This is a genomic window from Kitasatospora sp. NPDC097691 (genome assembly GCF_040302665.1).
Classification (GTDB): Bacteria; Actinomycetota; Actinomycetes; order Streptomycetales; family Streptomycetaceae; genus Kitasatospora.
On the sequence record NZ_JBEORY010000015.1, the window covers coordinates 26,785 to 50,407 of the forward strand.

The 23,623-nt window shown below is 73.6% G+C and carries 21 protein-coding genes; 9 read left to right on the forward strand and 12 right to left on the reverse strand.

Annotated features, from left to right (window positions below):
• Nucleotides 1-251: 251 nt before the first annotated feature.
• A complete protein-coding gene (locus ABTY56_RS13515; protein WP_350628914.1) occupies nucleotides 252-2,123 on the forward strand; it encodes an NsdA family TPR-like regulatory protein in 1,872 nt (623 codons plus the stop codon).
• 233 nt (nucleotides 2,124-2,356) lie between these two features.
• Here the strand turns inward: ABTY56_RS13515 and ABTY56_RS13520 are convergent, their stop codons facing one another.
• Nucleotides 2,357-3,688, reverse strand: a complete 1,332-nt coding sequence (locus ABTY56_RS13520; protein WP_350628915.1) for an NAD(P)/FAD-dependent oxidoreductase — start codon at nucleotides 3,686-3,688, stop codon at nucleotides 2,357-2,359.
• A 356-nt stretch (nucleotides 3,689-4,044) separates the two neighbouring features.
• The gene (locus ABTY56_RS13525; protein WP_350628916.1) at nucleotides 4,045-4,950 is read right to left on the reverse strand and encodes a TIGR01777 family oxidoreductase; all 906 of its coding nucleotides are present in this window, start codon (nucleotides 4,948-4,950) and stop codon (nucleotides 4,045-4,047) included.
• 127 nt (nucleotides 4,951-5,077) lie between these two features.
• Between ABTY56_RS13525 and ABTY56_RS13530 the strand changes: the two genes are divergently transcribed.
• Together ABTY56_RS13530 and ABTY56_RS13535 are read left to right on the forward strand one after the other, a co-directional pair.
• Entirely contained in the window at nucleotides 5,078-5,575 is a 498-nt protein-coding gene (locus tag ABTY56_RS13530) for a GNAT family N-acetyltransferase (RefSeq protein ID WP_350628917.1), read from the forward strand.
• A gap of 174 nt (nucleotides 5,576-5,749) precedes the next feature.
• Nucleotides 5,750-6,853, forward strand: coding sequence for a DUF2510 domain-containing protein (locus tag ABTY56_RS13535; RefSeq protein ID WP_350628918.1), 1,104 nt, complete (start codon nucleotides 5,750-5,752; stop codon nucleotides 6,851-6,853).
• A gap of 55 nt (nucleotides 6,854-6,908) precedes the next feature.
• On the opposite strand, the gene ABTY56_RS13540 is transcribed toward ABTY56_RS13535, so the two are convergent.
• The 7 genes from ABTY56_RS13540 to cobU form a co-directional block, all read right to left on the reverse strand.
• Nucleotides 6,909-7,424, reverse strand: coding sequence for a DUF4240 domain-containing protein (locus ABTY56_RS13540; RefSeq protein ID WP_350629005.1), 516 nt, complete (start codon nucleotides 7,422-7,424; stop codon nucleotides 6,909-6,911).
• Between the two features lie 175 nt (nucleotides 7,425-7,599).
• Nucleotides 7,600-9,381, reverse strand: a complete 1,782-nt coding sequence (gene sucB, locus ABTY56_RS13545; protein WP_350628919.1) for a 2-oxoglutarate dehydrogenase, E2 component, dihydrolipoamide succinyltransferase — start codon at nucleotides 9,379-9,381, stop codon at nucleotides 7,600-7,602.
• Nucleotides 9,382-9,459: 78 nt separating this feature from the next.
• Entirely contained in the window at nucleotides 9,460-10,848 is a 1,389-nt protein-coding gene (gene lpdA / locus ABTY56_RS13550) for a dihydrolipoyl dehydrogenase (protein ID WP_502893099.1), read from the reverse strand.
• A gap of 463 nt (nucleotides 10,849-11,311) precedes the next feature.
• Entirely contained in the window at nucleotides 11,312-12,814 is a 1,503-nt protein-coding gene (locus ABTY56_RS13555) for a leucyl aminopeptidase (protein ID WP_350628921.1), read from the reverse strand.
• Between the two features lie 258 nt (nucleotides 12,815-13,072).
• On the reverse strand, nucleotides 13,073-13,864 hold the full coding sequence (locus tag ABTY56_RS13560) for an adenosylcobinamide-GDP ribazoletransferase (protein ID WP_350628922.1): 792 nt from the start codon (nucleotides 13,862-13,864) through the stop codon (nucleotides 13,073-13,075).
• 121 nt (nucleotides 13,865-13,985) lie between these two features.
• Nucleotides 13,986-15,110, reverse strand: a complete 1,125-nt coding sequence (locus ABTY56_RS13565) for a nicotinate-nucleotide--dimethylbenzimidazole phosphoribosyltransferase (RefSeq protein WP_350628923.1) — start codon at nucleotides 15,108-15,110, stop codon at nucleotides 13,986-13,988.
• A gap of 28 nt (nucleotides 15,111-15,138) precedes the next feature.
• Nucleotides 15,139-15,711: a bifunctional adenosylcobinamide kinase/adenosylcobinamide-phosphate guanylyltransferase gene (cobU, locus tag ABTY56_RS13570; RefSeq protein WP_350628924.1), complete on the reverse strand. Its 573-nt coding sequence runs from the start codon at nucleotides 15,709-15,711 to the stop codon at nucleotides 15,139-15,141.
• 109 nt (nucleotides 15,712-15,820) lie between these two features.
• Between cobU and ABTY56_RS13575 the strand changes: the two genes are divergently transcribed.
• A complete protein-coding gene (locus ABTY56_RS13575) occupies nucleotides 15,821-16,021 on the forward strand; it encodes a hypothetical protein (RefSeq protein ID WP_350628925.1) in 201 nt (66 codons plus the stop codon).
• Between the two features lie 13 nt (nucleotides 16,022-16,034).
• Here ABTY56_RS13575 and ABTY56_RS13580 read toward each other — a convergent pair whose 3' ends face one another.
• Both ABTY56_RS13580 and ABTY56_RS13585 read right to left on the reverse strand, forming a co-directional pair.
• The gene (locus tag ABTY56_RS13580) at nucleotides 16,035-16,745 is read right to left on the reverse strand and encodes a methyltransferase domain-containing protein (protein ID WP_350628926.1); all 711 of its coding nucleotides are present in this window, start codon (nucleotides 16,743-16,745) and stop codon (nucleotides 16,035-16,037) included.
• Between the two features lie 188 nt (nucleotides 16,746-16,933).
• A complete protein-coding gene (locus tag ABTY56_RS13585; protein WP_350628927.1) occupies nucleotides 16,934-17,533 on the reverse strand; it encodes a DUF3043 domain-containing protein in 600 nt (199 codons plus the stop codon).
• 301 nt (nucleotides 17,534-17,834) lie between these two features.
• Here ABTY56_RS13585 and ABTY56_RS13590 point away from each other — a divergent pair, with 301 nt between their 5' ends.
• A complete protein-coding gene (locus tag ABTY56_RS13590; RefSeq protein ID WP_350628928.1) occupies nucleotides 17,835-18,635 on the forward strand; it encodes a PspA/IM30 family protein in 801 nt (266 codons plus the stop codon).
• Between the two features lie 37 nt (nucleotides 18,636-18,672).
• Nucleotides 18,673-18,966, forward strand: a complete 294-nt coding sequence (pspAA, locus tag ABTY56_RS13595; RefSeq protein ID WP_350628929.1) for a PspA-associated protein PspAA — start codon at nucleotides 18,673-18,675, stop codon at nucleotides 18,964-18,966.
• Between the two features lie 106 nt (nucleotides 18,967-19,072).
• On the opposite strand, the gene nadA is transcribed toward pspAA, so the two are convergent.
• Complete coding sequence (gene nadA / locus ABTY56_RS13600; RefSeq protein WP_350628930.1) at nucleotides 19,073-20,257, reverse strand: quinolinate synthase NadA; 1,185 nt, start codon at nucleotides 20,255-20,257, stop codon at nucleotides 19,073-19,075.
• A 218-nt stretch (nucleotides 20,258-20,475) separates the two neighbouring features.
• Here nadA and ABTY56_RS13605 point away from each other — a divergent pair, with 218 nt between their 5' ends.
• The 3 genes from ABTY56_RS13605 (at nucleotide 20,476) to ABTY56_RS13615 (ending at nucleotide 23,566) form a co-directional block, all read left to right on the forward strand.
• Nucleotides 20,476-21,399: an NADP-dependent oxidoreductase gene (locus ABTY56_RS13605; protein WP_350628931.1), complete on the forward strand. Its 924-nt coding sequence runs from the start codon at nucleotides 20,476-20,478 to the stop codon at nucleotides 21,397-21,399.
• Between the two features lie 138 nt (nucleotides 21,400-21,537).
• Complete coding sequence (locus tag ABTY56_RS13610) at nucleotides 21,538-22,002, forward strand: Lrp/AsnC family transcriptional regulator (protein ID WP_045692189.1); 465 nt, start codon at nucleotides 21,538-21,540, stop codon at nucleotides 22,000-22,002.
• Nucleotides 22,003-22,198: 196 nt separating this feature from the next.
• Nucleotides 22,199-23,566: a pyridoxal phosphate-dependent decarboxylase family protein gene (locus ABTY56_RS13615; RefSeq protein ID WP_350628932.1), complete on the forward strand. Its 1,368-nt coding sequence runs from the start codon at nucleotides 22,199-22,201 to the stop codon at nucleotides 23,564-23,566.
• Nucleotides 23,567-23,623 lie beyond the last annotated feature (57 nt).

A 23,623-nucleotide genomic window follows, 5' to 3' on the forward strand; every position in this document is an offset into this window, starting at 1 on the left:
CCTGCCGCGCTGTGGCGGCAACCACTACGACCCTCGATCGACGGTTCGACCCCGGAAAGCCAAACCCATGGTGACCGCGCTTCCCCACAATGGGCGCGGTTGCTTCACCCGTTCGGAGGATTGCTCGGTCAGATCCACCCATAGCGCCCGAATGCTCGCTACATTCACGCCGATTCCCGACAGGGGGCGCCGCCCCAGGCCGCCGAAGTGCTGGTAGAGCCCGGTGCGACGTCCGAGAGGTGTTGACAGACATGCCCCAACGGCCTGCAACCGACAGCCCGGCGTACGGACCGCTCGACCCGCTCGGCCACCACCGAGGGCCGGTCGGTCGGAGCCTTCCGGACGCCCCCGACGCCCTGGCCCCGAACGCCCTCACGGGCGACACGCTGACCGCCGACGCCTCGACCGCCGACGAGCTGCGGCTGCCCGCGCAGGCCACACCCGACCGGCACGAGACCCCCGGTGCTCCCGCGCGGGGCTCCGGCCACTCCGGCCCGGCCCCGCAGAACGGCCAGCTCGCCGCGTTGATCGAGGAGGCCGGCTTCTCGCACGCCGGGCTGGCCCGCCGGGTCGACCAGCTCGGCCTGGAGCACGGCCTCGACCTGCGCTACGACAAGACCTCGGTCACCCGCTGGCTGCGCGGGCAGCAACCCCGCGGCGCCACCCCGGCCCTGATCGCCGAGGTCTTCACCCGCCGCCTGGGCCGTCGCCTCACCGCCCAGGACCTGGGACTGGACGCCTGCGCCCCGGTCTACGCCGGCCTGGAGTTCGCCGAGACCCCGCAGGAGGCGGTGGACATCGTGGCGAGCATGTGGCGCAAGGACAACGGCCCGCAGTCCGAGCTGCGCCGGATCGCCTTCACCCCGGCCGGCCTGGTCGTGCCCAGCCGGGACTGGCTGATCGGCCGCACCGACGAGCGCGTCGCCCGGGACGGCTCCACGCTGGCCCGCCCGGACACCGCCACCGGACCACCGGCCGCCGGTACCGCCTCCGCCGCCATCAACGGCGCCCCCGCGCAGGGCGCACCCGGCGCGTCCCCGGTGAGCCCGGCACGCGGCCCCGCCGCCGGGCTCACCGGCGCGCCCACCGCGCGCAGCACGGCCGGCACGACCGGTACCGCCCCCACCATCGGCCGGGTGCCCACCCAGAGCCGCCGCCCGCCGGTCGCCGTCGAGCCGCCGTACACCGACCCGGCGCGCGAGTCCCGCCCCGCCCTGCGGGTCGGCCGCGGCGACATCGCCGCCATCCGCGCCGTCGGCGACCTCTTCCGCGCGCTCGACCACGCCTACGGCGGCGGGCACGCCCGCCAGGCGCTGGTCCGCTACCTGGAGAGCGAGGCCGAGCCGATGCTGCGCGGCCGCTACGGCGAGCAGATCGGCCGGGCCCTGTTCGGTGCCGTCGCCGACCTCACCCGGCTGGCCGGCTGGACGTCCTTCGACATCGCCGCACACGGCCTCGCCCAGCGCTACTTCGTCCAGGCACTGCGGCTGTCCCAGGCCGCGGGGGACCGCGCGCTCGGCGGCTACGTGCTGGTGACGATGAGCCAGCAGGCCGTCCACCTCGGCCACGGCCGGGAGGCGGTCCAGCTCGCCCGGGTCGCCCAGCAGGGCGTGGGCACCGCCGTCCCGCCGGTGGTGCAGTCGCTGATGCACGCCGCCGAGGCGCGCGGGCACGGCCTTCTGGGTGACGTCCGCTCCTGCACCACCGCGCTGGTCCGTGCCGAGCGGTCCCTGGCGGCGGCCCGTACCGGTGACGAACTACCCGCCTGGGCGCGGTACTTCGACGAGGCGCAGCTCTCCGACGAGTTCGCCCACTGCTACCGCGACCTGCAGCAGTGGCGCACCGCCGCGCAGCACGCCGAGAAGTCCCTGCGGCTGCGCTCGCCCGCCTACGCGCGCAGCCGGATCTTCTGCCGGCTGGTGCTGGCCACCGCCCGGCTCGGCATGGGGGACCTCGACGAGGCCTGCACCATGGCGACCGACGCGCTACGGGCGGCGGGGGAGATGCGCTCGGCCCGCTCGCTGGAGTACGTCCGGGACTTCCACCGCCGGCTCACCCCGTACCGCGGCAGCCCGGTCGCCCGCGCCTTCGAGGAGACGGCCCGCCAATCGGGGGTGATCTGACCGTCCGGGGGCGAGCAGAGGCCCGGGCCGAGCCGACGTCGGGGCCCGGCCGGGCCGTCACCAGCCCTCGGCCCGGGCCCTCGGCTTCCCGGCACGCCGCCGCTCCGGCGCCCCGGCAGGCCGCCGGCGTGTCCGTCCACCCCCGGGCACCCGAGGACCGCCGAGGAACCCGAGGAACCCGAGGGCCGCCGAGGACCGTCGTGGACGCTCGACTCCGGAATCGGACGGGCTCCTCAGGCCGCCGCCTCCGCCTCCCGCACGTCGGCCGGGACACCGAGGTCGCGCAGCACCGCCTGTGCCGCCCGCCGCCCGGAGACCAGCGCGCCCTGCACGGTGCTGGTGTCCCGGTGGTCCCCCGCGACGTACAGCCCGGCCAGCAGGCGCACCGGGCGCCGGGTGTTGTGCGGCGGCGGCATCGCGGGCAGCGCGTCCGGGACGTGCCGCACGCTGAGGAACTGCCAGCCCGTCGTGGAGGTGCCGTACAGCTCGGCGAGCCGGGCCCGGACGGCCGGTTCCAGCCCGGCCGGGCCGCCCGCGTCGAAGGCGCGCCGCCCGAGCACGGTGGTGGCGACCAGCGCCTGGCCGGCCGGGGCGTAGGACGGGTGCAGCTCGCTGAGCACCAGCGAGTGCGAGACCAGCGGCGGGTGTCCGTTCGGCCGGTCACCGTCGAGCAGCAGCACGGCCTCGCCCACCGGGGCGCGGTCGGCCGCGTGGTAGAAGGTCGTGACGGGGTGGAAGGCCGGCAGCCGCAGGCCGGGCAGCAGTTCGGCGGCGGAGCGGGCGTCGGTGGCGACGACGACGGCCTGGGCGCCGATCCGGCCGTGGCCGACGGTCTCCACGCCGTCCGCGGTGATCGAGGTGACCTCGACCCCGGTGCGGACGGTGCCGGCGGGCAGGGCTGCGGCCAGCTGAGCCGGTACCGCCGCGATCCCGGCGGCGGGCAGACAGAGCCGCCCGCGCGCGTACGAGCGCAGCACCAGGTCGGCGACCCGGCTGCTGGTGCCGAGCGCCGGATCGCTGAGCAGGGCGCTGAGCAGCGGGCGCAGGAAGCCGTCGACGGTGCGCGGCGCGAGTCCGTGGCCGGCCAGCGCGCGGGCGGCGGTGGTCTCCGGTCGGGCCTGCAGCCGGCTGATCGGGGTGGTGGCGAGCCGGCCGAGCCAGCTGCCCAGCCGGGCCTTGTCCAGCGGGCTGCCGAGCGGGGCCCGGGTGGCGGCCTGACGGGCGGCGGTGAGCTGCGGGTCCCCGGCGCGGTACCGGCGGCCGCCACTGTGCACGAGTACGCCGGGCGCGAGCGGGCGCAGGTCGAGGCGGTCGAGGTCGAGCGTGCGGCGCAGCTCGGGGAAGGCCGTGTTCAGCAGGTGACTGCCGTCGTCGAGCCGGAATCCGTCCAGCTCGCGGGTGGCCATCCGGCCGCCGATCCGGTCGCTGCTCTCCAGGAGCCGAACGGTGAGGCCGCGGCCGGTGAGCTCGCGGGCGGCGGCCAGGCCCGCGAGGCCGGCGCCGATCACGACGACGTCCGGGTCGGACGGCCGACGGGCGCGGCGAGTGAAGTCGTACGTGGGCACTGGCGTGCTCCCTCCCTGGTCCCGGGGCTCCGGCCGACGCAGGCAGCGGGGTGCCGGGACACGGTCCGAGGAGGGTGATGCCCAGTCAGTGTGAGCATCAGACAAGCGCATCGAGCCGGATTCGAGGGTGGGTCGGGGTTGTGCGGCGCCGGGCAGGGGCGCGGTCACGGACAGTGCGCCGTGGCGGCGGGTTCGGGGGTCGGCGGGCGCGTACGGTCACCGGGGGCGTGCGACGCGCCCGCCGTGTGCTCCCGTGCGCCCCCTCCCGGAGCCCCGTCCGACCCCCGCTCGGCATATGCCCCTGGCCAGGGTGGATGCCGTAGTCGGGGGTACGCACGGGGCCCGGCGCGCGTACGTCACAGCGCCGCGAGGACCGCCGAGTAGACGTCCGGGTGCGTGAAGCGGAAGCCCGCGTCCGACAGTCGTCGCGGCACCACGCGGTGGCTGCCGACCACCTCGACCGCCAGCTCGCCCAGCACCACCTTGAGCACCGCCTCCGGCACCGGGAACGGCGTCGGTCGCCGCAGCGCCCGCCCGAGCGCGGTGGTCAGTTCGGCGTTGGTCGCCGGGTTCGGCGCCGTCAGGTTGAAGGCGCCGGAGAGGTCGTCGTGGTCGATCAGGAAACGCAGCGCGGCCACCTCGTCGTGCAGCGAGATGAAGCTCCAGTACTGCTGCCCGTTGCCGAGCCGCCCGCCCAGGCCCAGCTTGAACAGGGGGAAGAGCCGCCCGCCCGCCCCGCCGGTCGTGGAGAGCACCATCCCGGTGCGCGGGTGGACGACCCGGATCCCGGCGCGCTCGGCGGGCCTGGCGGCGGCCTCCCACTCCAGGCAGACCTCGGCGAGGAAGTCGTCGCCGGCGGGGGAGTCCTCGTCGATCACCCGGTCGCCGGTCTGCCCGTACCAGCCGACCGCGGAGGCGCTCACGAAGACCCGGGGCGGCTCCTTCATCTCGGCCAGCGCGGCGGCCAGCGTCTCGGTGCCGTAGACGCGGCTCTCCCGGATCTCCCGCTTGTACGCGTCCGTCCAGCGGTGGTCGCCGACCCCGGCACCGGCCAGGTGCACCACCGCCTGGACGCCGTCCAGCCCGTCCCGCTGGACCTCGCCGAGCAGCGGGTTCCAGCCGATGGCCGTGCTGCCGTCGGGCTGCGGGCCCGTCCTGGACCGGTGCCGGACCAGCCGGACCACCTCGTGGCCGTCCGCCAGCAGGGAGCGGACGAGCGCCGAACCGATCAATCCCGTGGAGCCTGTGACAGCGATGCGCATGCGCCCATCCTCGCAGTTCCCGAGCACCCCGACCGCCCGGGCCGCCCCGAAGGCCCCGGCCATCCGGGGCGCCCCGACCGTCCCGAACGCCTGTCAGGTTCGCACGCGCCTCACTAGCATGACGCGCATGCACGACGACGATCTGATCATCCGTCCGGCGCAGCCCGAGGACGAGCGTGAACTCGCCGTTCTCAACCGCGGCGCCTGGTCCACCCTGTCCGACGTCTCGCCGGAACCGCCCGCCACGGACGGGCTCTTCGACGAGCGCCGCACCCCCGAGCAGTTCCTGCTGGCCGTCCTGGACGGCCGGATCGTCGGGTACGTCCGCCAGGTCCCGTCGACCCCGCTGGCCAGCAACCGCCACGTCCGCCAGATCCAGGGCCTGGGTGTCGACGGCACGGCCCGCGGCCGGGGCATCGGCCGCCGCCTGGTCGAGGCGGCCTGCGACGCGGCGCGGGCCGGGGGCGCCCGGAAGATGACCCTGCGGGTGCTCGGCTGGAACGCCCCGGCCCGCCGCCTCTACGAGAGCTGCGGCTTCGTCGTCGAGGGCTCGCTGGCCGAGGAGTTCCTGATCGACGGCACCTACGTGGACGACATCTGGATGGCCCGCCGACTGGCCGGCTGAGCCCGGAATCCCGGCGATCGGCGGCGGCCCGACCGGCGATCGGCAGGGCCCGACCGGCGATCTGCAGGGCCCGACCGGCGTGCGGAAGCGGCGCGCGAGCAGTGCGGGGCGCGGTGCAGAGTCGTGACACTCCCACCCTGTCTGGACCGCCGCCACGCCGGGTACCGTACGCCCGTGAGCAACTCGACGCCTCCCGGGTGGTACCCGGTCCCGGGTGCGGACGGCACCCCCGGTCACGAGCGCTGGTGGGACGGCAACGCCTGGACCAGTGAGGTCAGGCCGCTCCAGGGCGGCGCCGGACAGCTCGCCGACGCCCCGACGCAGACCTGGCCGCCCTCCGACCGGAAGCCCGGCTACGGCTACCCGGACGGCGCCCAGGCCCCGTCCTACGGCTACCCGGGCCAGGACGGTGCCCCGACGCCCGGTTACGGCTACCCGGGCCAGGGCGCCCACGGGGGCCAGGGTGCCTACCCGGGTCAGGGTGCCTACCCGGGCCAGGCCGGCTACCCCGCCGCCCAGGGCGCGGGCTACGGCTACCCAGGGCCGGGCTACCCGCCGCCGCCCGTCAAGAACAAGTCCGGCATGATCATCGGCGTCTCCCTCGCCGTGCTGGTCGTGGGCGGGATCGTCGCCGGGATCATGCTCAGCGGCGGCGGCAACCCCAACGCGGACCCGACCCCGAATCCCACCGTCACCGTCACCCAGAGCGACAGCCCCTCGCCGAGCCCCACACCGACGCGGCCCACCACCAGCCCGACGGCACCCAAGCCCGCGCCGGCCCTCAAGACCACCGTCCCGGACCCGCAGCACGCGATCACGGTCCCGGTGTTCGACGGCTGGGACGCGGGGACGAACTCCACGCACTCGACGGTCTTCCTCGGCAGCGGCCGCTACACCTGCCCGGACGGCAACTCCTGCATCCGCGGTCAGTTCTCGATCGAGAAGGACACCGTCCAGGGCGCGACCCCCAAGGCCGCCGCCGATGCCACGATGCCCACCTACGCCGGGCAGATCTTCACCGGGATCACCTCGCACACCGACGCCGGCTCCGGCTACGTCAGCGTGGCCGGCGTGCTCGGCTACGCCACGCGCTGGCACGTCCGCACCTCGGACGGCACCCAGGGCTACGTCCTGCTGGCCGCCGTCCCGGCCAAGGGCGGCGGCTACGTGGTCTTCGAGGGCGGCGTGGACGATGCCCCGGCCGCGCCGGACGCCTCGGTGCTGGACCAGATCCTCAACGGCGTCAAGCAGGACAGCTCGTCCGGCAGCTCCACCTGAGCACCGGGCCGGCCCCGCGCAGCGTGCGCCGGGCCGGCCCCCCATACAGGCCGGCTCAATCCCCGTACCGCTCCCACAACTTGGGGAAGCGCTTCGCCATGACGTCCGGGTCGTCGAAGTCCAGCGCCGCACCGGACGGGCGTCCGGGCTGCCGTCCGCCCACCTCGGGGAGCGGCAGCCCGGTCAGCCGCTCGTACGCCTCGTCGGCGGCGTAGCCGATGTCCTCGGCCTCGCCGTCCTCCTCCTCGTCGAACTCGGGCAGTAGGTCCGCCAGGTCGTCCGGCTCGGCCAGCCCGCCCTCGAAGACGTCCCGGCCCTGGGCGATCAGCCAGCAGCGGAAGAAGTCGAAGGTGTCCTCGGAGGCGCCGTCCAGCAGCAGGTAGGCGGCGCCCCACACGTCGTAGTGGTAGGCGCGCTGGAACCGGGCCTCGAAGAGCCGGGCGAAGTCGATCACGTCGTCCGGGGTCAGCCGGACGAGCCGCTCCACCAGCCGGTCGGCCTGCTCGTCGGGATCGCCGTCGGCGTCGTCCCGGGTCTCGTCGATGATCTGCCAGAAGTCCGTCTCGTCCATCACCGCTCAAGCATCCCCGTTCGCCCGCGTCCGCGCATGCCATGACCCGGCCCGGCGCGGCTCGGGTCGAACCGGGAACGGCGGATCGGGGCCGGGGACGGCGGATCGGCGCCGGGAGCGGCGGAACCCCGCGCCGTCCGGGGACGACGCGGGGTTCCGCAGGGACCGTGGAGGGTCAGAGGCCGAGCTCGACCTCGAACTCGCCGGCCTCCAGGATCTCCTTGACCGCGACCAGGTAGCGGGCGGCGTCGGCGCCGTCCACCAGGCGGTGGTCGTAGGAGAGCGACAGGTAGGTCATGTCGCGGATGCCGATGGCGGTGCCGCCGTCGGCCTCGATGACCACCGGGCGCTTGACGGTCGCGCCGATGCCCAGGATGGCGGCCTGGTTCGGCGGCACGATCACGGTGTCGAACAGCGCACCGCGCGAGCCGGTGTTGCTGATGGTGAAGGTGGCGCCGGACAGCTCGTCCGGGGTGATCTTGCTGTCGCGGACCTTGCCGGCCAGCTCGGCGGTCTTCTTCGAGATGCCGGCGATGTTGAGGTCGCCCGCACCCTTGATGACCGGGGTCATCAGACCCTTCTCGGAGTCCACCGCGATACCGATGTTCTCGGTGTCGAAGTAGGTGATGGTGCCCTCGGCGTCGTTGATCCGGGCGTTGATGACCGCGTGGGCCTTCAGCGCCTGGGCGGCGGCCTTGACGAAGAACGGCATCGGGGACAGCTTCACGCCCTCGCGGGCGAGGAAGGAGTCCTTGGCCTTGCCGCGCAGCGACATGATCTTGGTGACGTCCACCTCGACCACGCTGGTCAGCTGCGCCTGCTCGTGCAGGGCCTTCATCATGTTGTCGCCGATGACCTTGCGCATGCGGGTCATCTTGACCGTCTGGCCGCGCAGGGCGGACGGCGCGGCGGCGGCCTTCGGCGCGGCGGCCGGGGCGGCAGCGGCGACGGGGGCCGGAGCGGCCTTGGCGGCCTCCGCGGCGGCGATGACGTCCTGCTTGCGGATGCGGCCACCGACGCCGGTACCGGCGACGGAGGACAGCGCGACGCCGTGCTCGGCGGCGAGCTTGCGCACCAGCGGGGTGACGTAGGCGTCACCGCTGTCGGCAACCGGGGCAGCCGGGGCAGCCGGGGCCGGAGCGGCAACCGGAGCCGGGGCCGGCGCGGCCGGGGCGACCGGGGCCGGAGCGGCAACCGGAGCCGGAGCCGGGGCAGCCGGGGCGACCGGAGCCGGGGCGGCAACCGGAGCCGGGGCGGCAACCGGAGCCGGAGCCGGAGCGGCCGGGGCGACCGGGGCCGGAGCGGCAACCGGAGCCGGAGCGGCGGCGACGGCACCCGCGGCGCCGATCAGCGCGAGCTGGGCGCCGACCTCGGCGGTCTCGTCCTCGCCGACCAGGATCTTCACCAGGGTGCCGGCGACCGGCGACGGGATCTCGGTGTCGACCTTGTCGGTGGAGACCTCGAGCAGCGGCTCGTCGACCTCGACCGTCTCACCCTCGGCCTTCAGCCAACGGGTGACGGTGCCCTCGGTGACGGACTCGCCCAGCGCGGGCAGCAGCACCGGGGTGGCGTCGGCAGCCGGAGCAGCCGGAGCAGCCGGAGCAGCGGCGGGGGCCTCGGCGACCGGGGCCGGGGCGGCGACCGGAGCCTCGGCCACCGGGGCCGGAGCAGCGGGGGCGGCCGCGGCGGCCGGGGCCGGAGCGGCAGCCGGGGCGCCGGAGCCGTCGTCGATGATCGCCAGCTCGGCGCCGACCTCGACGGTCTCGTCCTCGCCGACCTTGATCGAGGAGAGGATGCCGGAAGCCGGGGCCGGGATCTCGGTGTCGACCTTGTCGGTGGAGACTTCGAGCAGCGGCTCGTCGACCTCGACACGCTCACCCTCGGCCTTCAGCCAACGGGTGACGGTGCCCTCGGAAACGCTCTCGCCCAGCGCGGGCAGTGTTACTGAGACCGCCATGGTTTCAGCGACTCCTATCAAGTCTTGCGTGCGGGAAGTACTTGCGGGCAAGTACCGGAAAAGGGGGGTGGGGCGCGATCAGTCGTGCGCGTGCAGCGCCTTGCCGGCCAGCGCCAGGTGCGCCTCGCCCAGGGCCTCGGACTGGGTCGGGTGCGCGTGGATGAGCTGCGCGACCTCGGCCGGCAGGGCCTCCCAGTTGTAGATCAGCTGGGCTTCGCCGACCTGCTCGCCCATGCGGGCGCCGACCATGTGGACGCCGACCACGGCGCCGTCCTTGACCTGGACGAGCTTGATCTCGCCGGCGGTCTTCAGGATCTTGCTCTTGCCGTTGCCGGCCAGGTTGTACTTGAGGGTGACGACCTTCTCCTTGCCGTACAGCTCGACGGCCTTGGCCTCGGAGATGCCGACGGAGGCCACCTCGGGGTTGGAGTAGGTCACGCGCGGGACGCCGTCGTAGTCGATCGGCACCGGCTTGAGGCCGGCCAGGCGCTCGGCGACCAGGATGCCCTCGGCGAAGCCGACGTGGGCCAGCTGCAGGGTCGGGGCGAGGTCGCCGACGGCGGAGATGGTGGGCACGTTGGTGCGCATGTACTCGTCGACCAGGACGTAGCCGCGGTCCATCGCGACGCCGTTCTCCTCGTAGCCGAGGCCGGCCGAGACCGGGCCGCGGCCGATGGCGACGAGCAGCAGGTCGGCGTCGATCTGCTTGCCGTTCTCGGTGGAGACGCGGACACCGGTCTCGGTGTACTCGACGCCCGAGAAGCGGGCCTTCAGCTCGAACTTGATGCCGCGCTTGCGGAACGCGCGCTCCAGCAGCTTGGAGGAGTTCTCGTCCTCCAGCGGGACGAGGTGCGGCAGCGCCTCGACGATGGTGACCTCGACGCCGAAGGACTTCCAGACCGAGGCGAACTCGACGCCGATCACGCCGCCGCCGAGGATGACGGCCGACTTCGGGATGCGGTCGAGCTTGAGGGCGTGGTCCGAGGAGATCACGCGGTTGCCGTCGATCTCCAGGCCCGGGATCGAGCGCGGCACGGAACCGGTGGCCAGGACGATGTGGCGGCCTTCGATGCGCTGGCCGTTGACGTCAACCGAGGTCTGCGAGGAGAGCTTGCCCTCGCCCTGGATGAAGGTGACCTTGCGGGACGCCACCAGGCCCTGCAGACCCTTGTACAGGCCGGCGATGACGTCGTCCTTGTACTTGTGGACGCCGTTGATGTCGATGCCCTGGAAGGTGGCCAGCACGCCGAACTCGGCGGCCTCCTTCGTCTCGTCCGCGATCTCCGCGGCGTGCAGCAGCGCCTTGGTCGGGATGCAGCCGCGGTGCAGGCAGGTGCCGCCCAGCTCACCCTTCTCGACCAGGGCAACGCTCAGGCCCAGCTGAGCGGCGCGGAGCGCCGCGGCGTAACCGCCGCTTCCGCCTCCGAGAATGACTACGTCGAAAACGGTGCTGGCGTCGTTCGCCACGTCACGTCCTCCATGCAATGGGGTGGGTCGCCGGGCCGGTACGGTCCGGTGGGTCGGAAGCCTTTGTGGGGCGCCCAGTCGTGCCGGAAATACATCTTCGCACTTGTTCGCGGTGGCTGATGTCCGGGTCCGCCCCAGGGGTGTCCCACAGAGTGGTCACCGGGGCGGGAATACCCCCCACGGATGGGCATCATTGCAGCTCAGCGCGGTACTGACAGCCGCCGGACGGGCGCCTTCCGCGGTGTTCGCCGCAGTCTCTTCCGCACTGTGGAACAAAGTTTCGCCCGCAGCGAACAGGCGTGCGCCGTGCCGTTCCGGCCTACTCGCAGGTAACCCGGCAGCGGCGCCGACAGGCCCGGCCGGAACGCCGACGGGGCCCGACGCGAACGCACGCGGAGCCCGACGGGAAACGCCGACGGGGCCCGGCGCACACGCGCCGGGCCCCGTCGCAGCGGGTGCCTGATCAGGCCTTGCCGTTCGCCGTCCGCTCGGCGAAGCGGACCAGGGTGCGCACCGCGCTGGCGGTGCCGCCCTTCGGGGTGTAGCCGAACGGAGCGCCCTCGTGGAACGCCGGGCCGGCGATGTCCAGGTGCGCCCAGTCGATGCCCTCGGCCACGAACTCCTTCAGGAACAGGCCGGCCACCAGGCCGCCGCCCATCCGCTCGCCCATGTTGGCCAGGTCGGCGATGGTCGACTCGGTCATGCCCTTGCGCAGGTCGGCGGGCAGCGGCATCGGCCAGGACTGCTCGCCCACCTCGCCCGCGAGGGCGTGCAGGTCGTCGCGCAGCTCGTCGTTGTTGGACATCACGCCGAAGGTGCGGTTGCCCAGGGCCAGCACCATGGCGCCGGTCAGGGTGGCCACGTCGACGATGACGTCCGGGTTCTCCTCGCCGGCCCGCACGATGGCGTCGGCCAGCACCAGGCGGCCCTCGGCGTCCGTGTTCAGCACCTCGACGGTCTTGCCGCCGTACATCCGCAGCACGTCGCCGGGGCGGGTGGCGGAGCCGGACGGCATGTTCTCGGCCAGCGCCAGCCAGGCGGTCACGTTGACGACCAGGCCCAGGCGCTTGGCGGCCACCACGGCGGCGAACACGGCGGCGGCGCCGGCCATGTCGCACTTCATGGTCTCGTTGTGGCCGGCCGGCTTCAGCGAGATGCCGCCCGAGTCGTAGGTGATGCCCTTGCCGACGAACGCCAGGGTCGCCTTGGCCTTCGGGTGGGTGTAGGCCACCTTCACCAGGCGGGGCGGGTTCGCCGAGCCGTTGCCGACGCCCAGCAGACCGCCGAAGCCGCCCTTGGTCAGCGCCTTCTCGTCCAGCACCTCGACCTTGAGGCCGTGCTCCTTGCCGGCGGCCTGGGCGATCGCGGCGAAGCTCTTCGGGTTCAGGTCGTTCGGCGCGGTGTTGACCAGGTCGCGGGCGCGGTTCATCTCCTCGCCGATCGCGGCGGCCCGCTCCACGGCGGCCTTGGCGTCCTTGCTGCCCTTGCGGGCGGCCAGCACGACCAGCTCGCCGACCGGCTCCTTGCCGTTGCCGTTGCCCTTGTACGTGCCGAAGGCGTACGAGCCGAGCAGGCCGCCCAGCGCGACCGCCTCGACCTCCGCGGCGGACTCGGCCGGCAGGGCCAGCGCGACCTTCTTGGCACCGGCCAGGGTGCGGGCGGCGACACCGGCGGCGCGGCGCAGCGCCTCCGGCTCGTAGCCCTCCTCGACGGCCTCGCCGAGGCCGACCGCGAGCACGAGCGCGGCCTTCAGGCCGGCGGGGGAGGGGACCTTCACGGCCTCGCCCTCGGCGCCGGTCGCGCCCAGGGTGGTGAGGACCTCGGCCAGCTTGCCCTCGAACGCCTCGTTCACGGCCTCGGCACCGGGGGCCGGCACGATGCCCTTCGGGCCCTTGGCGACACCGACCACCAGGGCGTCCGCGCGCAGCGAGGCGGCGGAGGAGGTGCTCACAGACAATGCAGTCACGTAATGCGTCCTGTTCTTTCGCGGTCCACGGCCGGTCACGGCGAGACTGCCGCACCGGCGCAGCCCGCCGTCGCAGGCCGTCCGCCGACGGGGCCTGCGGGTCCGGGCCCCCTGGCTGCGCGCACCCGCCGGAGCGGACGCGCACACCAGAGGCCCCGGCTCCTCGGTACGCGCCGGGCGGGCAGGACCTGCCACGGTGCAGGGCTGCGGTGCTCCACGCATGGTAGTCCGCATGGTGGGATCACGCGCCGTCCGGTGTCAGCCGAGCAACGCCAGGGCGAACAGCGTGCCCGTCGCGGCGGTCTCCGCCATCGCCCCGAGCACGTCCCCGGTGATCCCGCCGAACCGCCGCACGCACCGCCCCAGCAGCAGTCGGGCGCAGCCCACCCCGAACACAAGGGCCAGCGGGAGGCGGAGGGTTGACCATCCGTCGAACAGTCCGAGCGCGGACAGTACGAGCGCCGCACCGGCCGTCCCGGCGACCGCAGCGGCGGGCGTCACGGTGCTCGCCACCATCGCGCCCAGCCCACCCGGCCGGGCGGCCGGCACCGACCGCAGGCAGCCCCAGGCGAGCGCGCACCGGGCGGCCGTCGCCGAGGCGAGCACCGCGAGGGCGCCGCGCAGGGTCGAGTGCCCGAACTCTCCGGCCAGTGCGGCGACCTGGGCCAGCAGCACCAGGACGAGGGTCAGCACGCCGAACGGGCCGATGTCGGACTGCTTCATGATGCGCAGCGCGTCCTCGGCCGGCTTGCCGCTGCCCAGCCCGTCGGCGACGTCCGCGAGACCGTCCAGGTGAAGCCCCCGGGTCAGGGCGGCGAGCGCCCCCACCGCCGTGACCGCGCCGAGCGGCCCGCCCGCCCGCCAGGCCACCAGCGCCCCGGCCCCGGCCGCCAGGAGCCCCAGCACCAGGCCCACCACCGGGGCCGTCACCATCGCCCGCGCGCCCGCCGCCCGGTCCCACCGCTCCACCCGCACCCGTAGTACGGACAGGGTCCCGAACCCGAACCGCAGCCCGTCCCCCCACGTGGCCCGACCACCGGGGTCCGTCATCGCCCCTCCTTGAACGTGAGAAAGCCTCCGCGCCCCCGTGAAGGGGCGCGGAGGACGGTGCGAAGCGGATGGGCAGCGCCGCCACCCGTGCGTGGACGGCCGGTCGCACGTGCTCCCGCGTCTAGAGCCGTCGCAGCAGGTCCGCCGCCGAGGGCAGCTTCGGAGGCTCCTGGGGCTCCTTCGGCGCCGCCGGAACGTACGGCTTCGGCGCCTCGTCCGCGAGCGCGTCCCCCGCCGCCTGCAGCAGCGGCAGCGCGAGCAGCGCGCCGACGCCTTCGCCCATGGTGATCCCCTGGTCCTGCAGCGGCGTGAGGGTCAGTCGGTCGTAGGCCTTCGCCTGCGCGGGCTCGCCGCTGGACTGCCCGGCCCGCCACCACTCGGGCGCCCGGAAGGCGATCCGCTGCGCGACCAGTGCGCAGGCCGCCGTCACCACACCGTCCAGCACCACCGGCAGCCGCCGCACGGCCGCCTGCAGCAGGAAGCCGGTGATCGCCGCGAAGTCGGCCCCGCCGGTGGCGCCGAGCAGCGCCAGCTGGTCACCGAGGACCGGCCGGGCCCGCCGCAGCGAGTCCCGGATGGTGGCGCACTTGACCATCCACACCCGGTCGTCGATCCCCGAGCCGCGCCCGGTCACCGCCGCCGCGTCCGTCCCGCACAGTGCGCCGACCAGGACGCCGGCCACCGTGGTGGAGCCGACGCCGAGGTCGCCGAGCAGCACCAGGTCGGTGCCGGCGTCGGCCTCCTCGTCGGCCACGGCCATACCGGCCCGGAAGGCCCGGGCGGTCTCCTCCGGGGTGAGCGCGTCCTCGACGTCGATCCGTCCGGAGCCGCGCCGGATCCGGTGGGCGACCACCTCGTCCGGGAAGTCGGCCGGGTCGGTGTCCACCGCGACGTCGACGACCCGCACCCCGGCGCCGTAGCGCGCGGCCAGCCTGGCGACCGGCGCGGTGCCGTCCAGGACGGCGCGCACCCGGGCCGCGGTGCCGCCCTCGGCGGGCATCCGGGAGACTCCGAGCGCCGCCACTCCGTGGTCGGCGGCGAACAGCAGCACCTTGGGCGCCGTGACCGGCCGTACCGGGGAGCGTCCCTGTACGGAGGCGAGCCAGCTGCCCAGCTCCTCCAGCTTGCCGAGCCCGCCGCGCGGGCGGTCGGCCGCCTGCCAGCGCTCGTCTGCGGCCCGCCGGGCGCTCTCGTCGGGGCGCTCGACGAGCGAGGAGAACGTATCGAGATCCACGGTCGTGTCCATCGTCCGGAAGGCTACACGCCGCGGATGTTCAGCCCGCGGCTGGCTTGACCGTCAGCACCTGCCCGGCCACGACCAGCAGGACCCGCTCCGAGGCGTCGGCCACGGCCATGTTGAGCCGGCCCAGGGTGTCGCGGAAGCGCCGGCCGGCGGCGGTGGCCGGGACGACACCCATGCCGACCTCGTTGCTCACCGCGACGACCGTGCGCCCGGTGGCCGCCCAGGCCTGCGCCAGGGTCTCGCAGCGCCGCTGCACCGCGGCCTCGCCCCGGTCCGCCCAGGCCTCGTCGTCCCAGGCGTCGCACTCGTCCATCACGGACGTCAGCCACAGCGCCAGGCAGTCGATCAGCACCGGCGCCGGGTCGGCGGTGTCGGCGAGTACGGCCTCCAGGTCGCAGGTTTCGGCGGTGCGCCAGCTCGCCGGCCGGCGCTCGCGGTGCAGCGCGACCCGCTGGGCCCACTCGCCGTCGCCGTCCCGGGTGCCGCCGGTGGCCACGTACAGGACGTCCGGGCGGTCGGCGAGCAGCTGCTCGGCGCGGGTGGACTTGCCGGAGCGGGCGCCGCCGAGCAGCAGGGTGCGGGGGAGCGGGGGGAGGGTCGCCATGCCGCCCATCCTGCCGGACGAGGCATACGGAAGATCGGGCCGGGCAGGCTAAGGTGCGCAGCAACACAGCAGTCAGCACGGGCAGTGTCGTCAGTGGGAGGAGCCGGACATGGCGTGGACGTGGCGGTACGAGAAGGCGGACGGCAGCGCGGTGACGCCCGGCGGGAGCCAGGAGGAGTTCGCCGGCCAGGGGGACGCGGAGACCTGGATCGGGGAGTCCTGGAAGCAGCTGGCGGAGGACGGCGTCGACACCGCGGTGCTCCTGGAGGACGACCGGGTCGTCTACGCGATGAGCCTGCACGAGGGGTGAGCCCCGCGGGGCGCTACTTCGCCCCGATCACGTGCAGCAGCGCGGCGACCTGCCGGTAGGGGTCGGTGCGGCCGGCCCGGTCCTCGGCTTCCAGCAGCTGGGCCAGCTGCCGCCCGTCCACCGGCGGGGCCGCGTCGTCCGGGGCGTTGTCGGTGAAGACCCGCACGCCGTACCAGTGCCGGACCGGCACCGACACCTCGGAGAGGGTGACGGAGAGGTCGGCGAGCCGGTCGGCGCGGGCGGCCAGCCCGAGCCGGTTGTAGTACCGGTCGCTCTCGAAGGCGTGCAGTGCGGCCCGCCAGTCGCCGGCGGCGGCGGGCCGCAGGGCGAGCGCGTCGCGGTTGCGGACCAGCAGCGAGAGCAGTCCGCCGGGCGCGAGCAGCCGGGCCAGCGAGGCGATCATCGGGTCCGGGTCGGGCAGGTACATCAGGACGCCGTGGCAGAGCACGACGTCGAAGCTGCGCGGGCCGAACCAGCGCCCGCACTGGTGGCCGTCGCCGCCGAGCAGCTGCATCCGGCCGCGGACCTCGGCGGGCTCCTCGGCGAGCGCCCCCTGGGCGACACCGAGCGCGACCGGGTCCGAGTCGATCCCGGTGACGTAGTGGCCGGCCCGGGCCAGCCGCAGGGCCTGGGTGCCCTGGCCGCAGCCGATGTCCAGGACGCGCTGCTCGCTGCGGCCGGTCAGCTGCTCGGCGAGCTGGCGGGAGACGAGCTCCTGACGCACGTAGTTGCGCAGTCCGCCGAGCCGTTCCAGCCAGGCGGCGGTGCCGCCGGCGAAGGACCCGCTGCGCGAGGGCAGCCGTCGCTCCTGGGCCAGCCGGTCGTGGCCGCCGTGGCCCTGCCCCGGAAGCGCGTACAGGCCGGGCCCCTCCCAGGAGGGCGGGGCCCAGCCCGAGTCGACCGGCTCGGCGGTCAGGGCTTCTCCCCGCGCCGCACCTGCGGCTTGGGCAGTCGCAGACGGCGCATCTGCAGGGTGCGCATGATGCCGTAGGTGACGGCGCCGCGGGTGCTCTCGTTCGGGAAGCGCTCGGCGAGCTGCTTGCGCAGGCCGAAGCCGAGGCGGACGAAGTCCAGGATCACGAAGACGAAGAACAGCAGGAACAGCAGCGTGGAGAGCAGCTGGATCTGCGAGACCTTGATGATGCTGAGCACCAGGATGACGACGGCGGCCGGGAGGAAGAACTCGGCGAGCGACCAGCGGGCGTCGACGTAGTCGCGGGCGAACTTGCGCCCGGGGAGCTTGTCACGCTGCGGCAGGTGCCGCTCGTCGCCGTTCATCAGCGCCTGGCGCTGCTTCTCGCGCTCGGTCCGCATGCGGTCGCGGGCCTGGCGGCTGGCCTCCTTGCGGTCCTTGGGCACCGTCACCCGGGTGCGCCGGTGGGCCTCGGCCTCGTTGCGCTTGGGGGTGGGGCGGCCCTTCTTCGCCTCGGGGTGGCGGGCCTGGGTCGTCTCGTCCTGCTTCTCCAGCACGGTGGCGGAGGCGGCGGCATCATCTGAACGGCGTCGGAACACACCACCAGCGTACGGGGTGCGGAGCCGGTTCCACGGGTGCCCTCGGAACCGAACGCATATCGATACCGCGAGGCAGCGGCCCGAACCGGGTTTCCCGGGGACTTCCCGTAGGGGATCAGTCGGATGGACTATGGGGGGGATGAGAGGCGGATCCACCCGGGGGAGGAGGAAACGTCACTGGTGGCTGTAGCAGTCTTGTTGCAGGCAGGTGCACTGCGGCGACGGGCTCGCTGCACATACACTCGTCGTGTCTGGTAACGAGATAGAGACCGCAGGCCGGAGAAGGGGGCACCCGAGGCCCATGAGCGACGGAATCATGAAGCGTATGGGGCTGATCTTCCGCTCCAAGGCGAACAAGGCCTTGGATCGGGCGGAGGATCCGCGTGAGACGCTCGATTACTCGTACCAGAAGCAGCTCGAATTGCTGCAGAAGGTACGTCGTGGTGTCGCGGACGTCGCGACCTCGCGCAAGCGCCTCGAACTCCAGCTGACCCAGCTCCAGCAGCAGTCGGCCAAGTACGAGGACCAGGGCCGCAAGGCGCTGTCCCTCGGCCGTGAGGACCTTGCCCGCGAGGCGCTGACCCGCAAGGCCAACATGCAGTCCCAGATCACCGATCTGGAGACGCAGTACCAGCAGCTCCAGGCCGAGGAGGAGAAGCTCACCCTCGCCTCCCAGCGGCTGCAGGCCAAGGTGGACGCCTTCCGCACCAAGAAGGAGACCATCAAGGCGACCTACACCGCCGCCCAGGCGCAGACCCGCATCGCCGAGTCCTTCTCCGGGATCTCGGAGGAGATGGGTGATGTCGGCCTGGCCATCCAGCGGGCCGAGGACAAGACCGCCCAGATGCAGGCCCGGGCCGGTGCGATCGACGAACTGCTCGCTTCCGGCGCGCTCGACGACGCCAGCGGTCTCGGCCGCAAGGACGACATCGAGGCCGAGCTGGAGCGCGTCGCCGGCGGGTCCGACGTCGAGCTGGAGCTGGCCCGGATGAAGGCCGAGCTGACCGGCGGTCCCGCCGCGGGCCCGGCCGCGATCGAGCAGGGCAAGCCGGAGGCCCAGCCGCAGCAGCAGGACACCCCGCGCATCAACTACAACAAGTGATCTGAGCTCGACCCCACGAACCAGGGAGACGCACGGCATGATCATGAGGGTCATGGGTGAAGGGCAGTTCGAGGTGGGCGAGGCTCACCTGAACCTGCTCAACGAGTTCGACGCCGAGCTCGTCACCGCAGTGGACTCGGGGGACGAGGAGCTCTTCCGCCGGGCTTACGGCAAGCTGCTGGACGCGGTGAAGCAGTACGGCACCCCGGTGCCGCTGGATTCGCTGGAGCCGTCCGAGCTGATCCTGCCGAGTGCCGACGCGACGATCAACGAGGTCCGCGATCTGCTGATGGCCGACGGCGAAGGTGTGATCCCGGGCTTCCCCGAGTAACCCTGCGGCTGCTGCCAGACAGAAGGGCGGGCCCCCTCCGGTGGGAGGGGGCCCGCCCTTCTGCCGTCCGCCCGTCCCCGCCCGGGGGCGGGGACGGGCGGCCCGGCTACGGCAGGGCCAGCATCCGGTCCAGCGCCGCCTTGGCGTGCTTCTCGGTCTCCGGGTCGACGGTGATCACGTTCGGCACCCGGCCCTCGACCAGCGACTCCAGCGCCCAGACCAGGTGCGGCAGGTCGATCCGGTTCATGGTCGAGCAGAAGCAGACCGTGCGGTCCAGGAAGGTGATCTCCTTGTCCGGGTGCGCCTTGGCCAGGCGGCGGACCAGGTTCAGCTCGGTGCCGATGGCCCACTTGGAGCCCGGCTCGGCGGCGTCCAGCGCCTTGATGATGTACTCGGTCGAGCCCACCATGTCGGCGGCCGCGACGACCTCGTGCTTGCACTCGGGGTGCACCAGGACGGTCACGCCGGGGATCCGCTCGCGGACGTCGTTCACCGAGTCCAGGCTGAACCGGCCGTGCACCGAGCAGTGGCCGCGCCAGAGGATCATCTTCGCGTTCCGCAGCTCCTCGGCGGTCAGGCCGCCGTTCGGCTTGTGCGGGTTGTACAGGACGCAGTCGTCCAGCGAGAAGCCCATGTCGCGCACCGCGGTGTTGCGGCCGAGGTGCTGGTCGGGCAGGAAGAGCACCTTCTGGCCCTGCTCGAACGCCCACTCCAGCGCGCGCTTGGCGTTGGAGGAGGTGCAGATGGTGCCGCCGTGCTTGCCGGTGAAGGCCTTGATGTCGGCGGAGGAGTTCATGTACGAGACCGGGACGGTCACGTCGGCTATGCCGGCGTCGGTCAGCACGTCCCAGCACTCGGCGACCTGCTCGGCGGTGGCCATGTCGGCCATCGAGCAGCCGGCCGCGAGGTCCGGCAGGACGACCTGCTGGGCCTCGGTGGTGAGGATGTCCGCGGACTCGGCCATGAAGTGCACACCGCAGAACACGATGTACTCGGCCTCGGGACGGGCCGCCGCGTCGCGGGCGAGCTTGAAGGAGTCGCCGGTGACGTCGGCGAACTCGATCACCTCGTCGCGCTGGTAGTGGTGGCCGAGGATGAACACGCGGTCGCCGAGCGTGGCCTTGGCCGCCCGGGCGCGCTCGACGAGGTTCGGGTCCGAGGCCGGGGGGAGGTCACCGGGGCACTCGACGCCGCGCTCGCTGTTCGGGTCGGCCTCGCGGCCGAGCAGCAGCAGAGCGAGCGGCGTCGGAGTGGGGTCGACGCCGGAGGTCTCGGTGATGGTGGTGGTCACGGGCGAGTGCCCTTCTGTGCGGCCGATCGAGCGGTGAAGCCTTTTCGTCTAACTGACGCTATCTATGATAACCGGTTCGTGTCAGAGTGACGATGGCCATCCTGTCGATGTGACGAGAACCGCTCGCCGAATCGGCCCCTGGCGAGGTGGGTTGACCGTTTTGGGGGGTCCTGGCGTAGCCGAATCGATATTTCGAAGCCCCCGGGTATGGCTGAGCCATGAAAGCAATCGCGATCCATCGCTACGGCGGCCCCGAGGTGGTCGAGTACACCGACCTGCCCGACCCCAAGGTCGGCCCGGACTCGGTCCTGGTGGAGGTCCGGGCGGCCGGGGTGAACCCGGTGGACTGGAAGGTCCGGGACGGCGCCCTGGACGGCCTGCTCGACGCGCACTTCCCGCTGGTCATGGGCTGGGACGCGGCCGGCGTGGTCCGCGCGGTCGGCGGCGGCGTCACCGAGTTCGCCCCGGGCGACGAGGTGTACGGCTACGTCCGCAAGGACACCGTCGAGCACGGCACCTACGCCGAGCTGGTCTCCGCCCCGGTCCGTACCCTCGCCCGCAAGCCGGCCGCGCTGGACTGGGCGCAGGCCGGCGGACTGCCGCTGGCCGGGCTCACCGCGCTGCAGAGCCTCAGGGCGCTGCGCCTCGCCGAGGGGGAGACCGTCCTGGTGCACGCCGCGGCGGGCGGGGTCGGCCACCTCGCGGTGCAGCTGGCCCGGGCCGCCGGCGCCCGGGTGATCGGCACCGCGGCCGAGCGCAACCACGACTACCTGCGCGGCCTCGGCGCCGAGCCGGTCGACTACGGCGAGGGGCTGGCCGACCGGGTGCGCGCGCTGGCCCCCGACGGCGTGGACGCGGCCCTCGACCTGGTCGGCCGCGGCGCCGTCCAGCTCTCCGCGGGCCTGGTCGCCGACCCGGGCCGGATCGCCTCGATCGCCGACTTCGGGGTCAAGGCCCTCGGCGGCCGGTACGTCTGGGTCCGCCCGGACGCCGACGGCCTCGCCGAGCTGGCCGCGCTCGCCGACGACGGCCGGCTCACCGTGACCGTCGCCTCCACCTTCCCGCTGGCCCAGGCCGCCTCCGCCCAGGCGCTCAGTGCCGAGGGCCGCACCCGGGGCAAGATCGTCCTCCTGGTGGACTGACGGCCTGCGGCCCGTCCTCCGTCGGCGGTGAACTCGTACGGGTCATCCGCCAGAATGGGTGGCGAACCGTTTCGGCAATGTCAGCCGCCGCCGCGACGGGCAGCCGAACCCTCGCACGACCCGTGGAGCCCCGCACCGATGACCAGCAGCCGAGCGCACGAGGTGGTCGGGGCCGACCTGGACGAGACCGACCGGCTCCTGCTCGCCCGGCTCGGCAGCGACGGTCGCGCCTCGTACGCCGAGATCGGCCTGCAGGTGAACCTCTCCGCCACCGCCGTGCGCCGCCGGATCGACCGGCTGCGGGCGCGCGGCGTGGTGCGGGGCTTCACCGTGGTGCTCGACCCCGCCGTCCTCGGGTGGCAGACCGAGGCCTTCGTCGAGGTCTACTGCCGCGAACGCACCGCCCCCGAGGAGATCCTCGCCAGCCTCCGCCAGTTCCCCGAGGTCGTCGCCGCCTGGACGGTCACCGGCGACCCGGACGCCCTGGTGCACCTGCGGGCGGCCGACATGCGCCATCTGGAAGCCGTCATCGAGCGGATCCGGCGCGAGCCCGGAGTCCAGCGCAGCCGCTCCTCGGTGGTCCTCTCCCAGCTGATCGGCTGACGCCCCGGGCGGTACGCAGGAATCCTGCGCGGACCGGCCCGAAGACGCTCGAAACCTGCCTGACCAGCCGCGTTCCGACGCGCGGCGAAGCACTCCGGCTGCCTACGCTGATCACGTCCGGTCGTCGCGGTGAAGCCCCCCGCCGACCGGCCCGGATCCTCACCCCCCGACACCCCACAGCCGAGAGGGACCCGCCGTGTCCGCAGCCCCCGACCGCATGCACCGGCCCGACAACGAACTGGTCGACCTGGTTTTCGACTACATGCGGGAGCGGCTGCAGTACGACCCCGTCCCGCTCGACCACCCCGGCGACGGCGAGCACCTGCGCGCCCAGCTGTCCGGCCTGCTGAACCAGGACGGCAACAACCCGGCCGACGTGCTCAAGCTGTACGACCACGAGCTGTCCCGCGCGGTCATCTCCGCGGACAGCCCGCGCTACCTGTCCTTCATCCCGTGCGCCCCGACCAAGGCCGCGCTGCTGTTCGACATGGTGGTCTCCTGCGCCTCGCTGCAGGGCATCTCCTGGCTGGAGGCGGCCGGCGCGATCGCCGCCGAGAACCAGGTGCTGCGCCTGATCGCCGACCGCGCGGGCATGCCCGGCACGGCCGGCGGCACCTTCGTCTCCGGCGGCTCGGCGGGCAACCTCTCCGCCCTCGTGGTCGCCCGCGACACCGCCCGCCGCCGCCTCGGCGTCGGCCCGGAGGCGCGGCTGCGGATAGCCGTCGCCGACCAGGTGCACTCCTCGGTCAAGAACACCTTCAACATCATCGGCGTCGAGGCCTTCAAGGTCCCGACCGTGAACCGGCAGTTCACCGGCGAGGCGCTGCGCGCCGCGCTGGCCGCCGACCCGAACCCGGAGACGGTGATCGCGGTCGTCGGCACCGGCGGCACCACCAACGAGGGCATCATCGACGACCTGGCCGGCCTGTCCGAGGTCGCCCGCGAGCGCGAGATGTGGTTCCACGTCGACGGCGCCTACGGCGGCGCCGGCCTCTTCGCCCCGTCGGTGCGCGAGCGCTACAACGGCATCGAGCACGCCGACTCCTTCGTGGTCGACCCGCACAAGTGGCTCTTCGCCCCGTTCGACTGCGCCGCGCTGATCTACCGCAACCCGCAGCTCGCCCGCGCCGTGCACACCCAGGACGCCTCGTACCTGGACGTCCTGCACACCGAGGGCGACGAGTGGAACCCCACCGACTACGCCTACCACCTGACCCGGCGCGCCCGCGGCCTGCCGCTCTGGTTCTCGCTGGCCGTGCACGGCGTCCAGGCCTACACCGACGCCATCGAGGCCGGCCTCACGCTCGCCCGGGAGACCGCGCAGCTGATCCGCGAGACCGACCACCTGGAGCTGCTGTTCGACCCGCAGCTCTCGGCGGTCTGCTTCAAGCGCAAGGGCTGGACCAACGACGACTACTACCGCTGGTCGCAGCAGCTGCTCGCGGACCAGGTCGGCTTCGTCACCCCCACCGGCTGGGACGGCGAGACGGTCGCCCGCTTCGCCTTCCTGCACCCGGGCACCACCATGGAGATGGTCCGGGAGATCCTGGACACCATGGCCTGATCGAGGCTCCCGTCGTACGGCCCCACCGGCTCCCGGTGGGGCCGTCCGCCGTCCCGG

Coding starts and splice junctions, on each gene's coding strand:
- ABTY56_RS13515 (WP_350628914.1), top strand. CDS start 252: ATGCCCCAACGGCCTGCAACCGACAGCCCGGCGTACGGACCGCTCGAC.
- ABTY56_RS13525 (WP_350628916.1), bottom strand. CDS start 4,950: ATGCGCATCGCTGTCACAGGCTCCACGGGATTGATCGGTTCGGCGCTC.
- ABTY56_RS13530 (WP_350628917.1), top strand. CDS start 5,078: ATGCACGACGACGATCTGATCATCCGTCCGGCGCAGCCCGAGGACGAG.
- ABTY56_RS13540 (WP_350629005.1), bottom strand. CDS start 7,424: ATGGACGAGACGGACTTCTGGCAGATCATCGACGAGACCCGGGACGAC.
- sucB (WP_350628919.1), bottom strand. CDS start 9,381: ATGGCGGTCTCAGTAACACTGCCCGCGCTGGGCGAGAGCGTTTCCGAG.
- ABTY56_RS13560 (WP_350628922.1), bottom strand. CDS start 13,864: ATGACGGACCCCGGTGGTCGGGCCACGTGGGGGGACGGGCTGCGGTTC.
- ABTY56_RS13565 (WP_350628923.1), bottom strand. CDS start 15,110: ATGGACACGACCGTGGATCTCGATACGTTCTCCTCGCTCGTCGAGCGC.
- cobU (WP_350628924.1), bottom strand. CDS start 15,711: ATGGCGACCCTCCCCCCGCTCCCCCGCACCCTGCTGCTCGGCGGCGCC.
- ABTY56_RS13575 (WP_350628925.1), top strand. CDS start 15,821: ATGGCGTGGACGTGGCGGTACGAGAAGGCGGACGGCAGCGCGGTGACG.
- ABTY56_RS13590 (WP_350628928.1), top strand. CDS start 17,835: ATGAGCGACGGAATCATGAAGCGTATGGGGCTGATCTTCCGCTCCAAG.
- pspAA (WP_350628929.1), top strand. CDS start 18,673: ATGATCATGAGGGTCATGGGTGAAGGGCAGTTCGAGGTGGGCGAGGCT.
- ABTY56_RS13605 (WP_350628931.1), top strand. CDS start 20,476: ATGAAAGCAATCGCGATCCATCGCTACGGCGGCCCCGAGGTGGTCGAG.
- ABTY56_RS13610 (WP_045692189.1), top strand. CDS start 21,538: ATGACCAGCAGCCGAGCGCACGAGGTGGTCGGGGCCGACCTGGACGAG.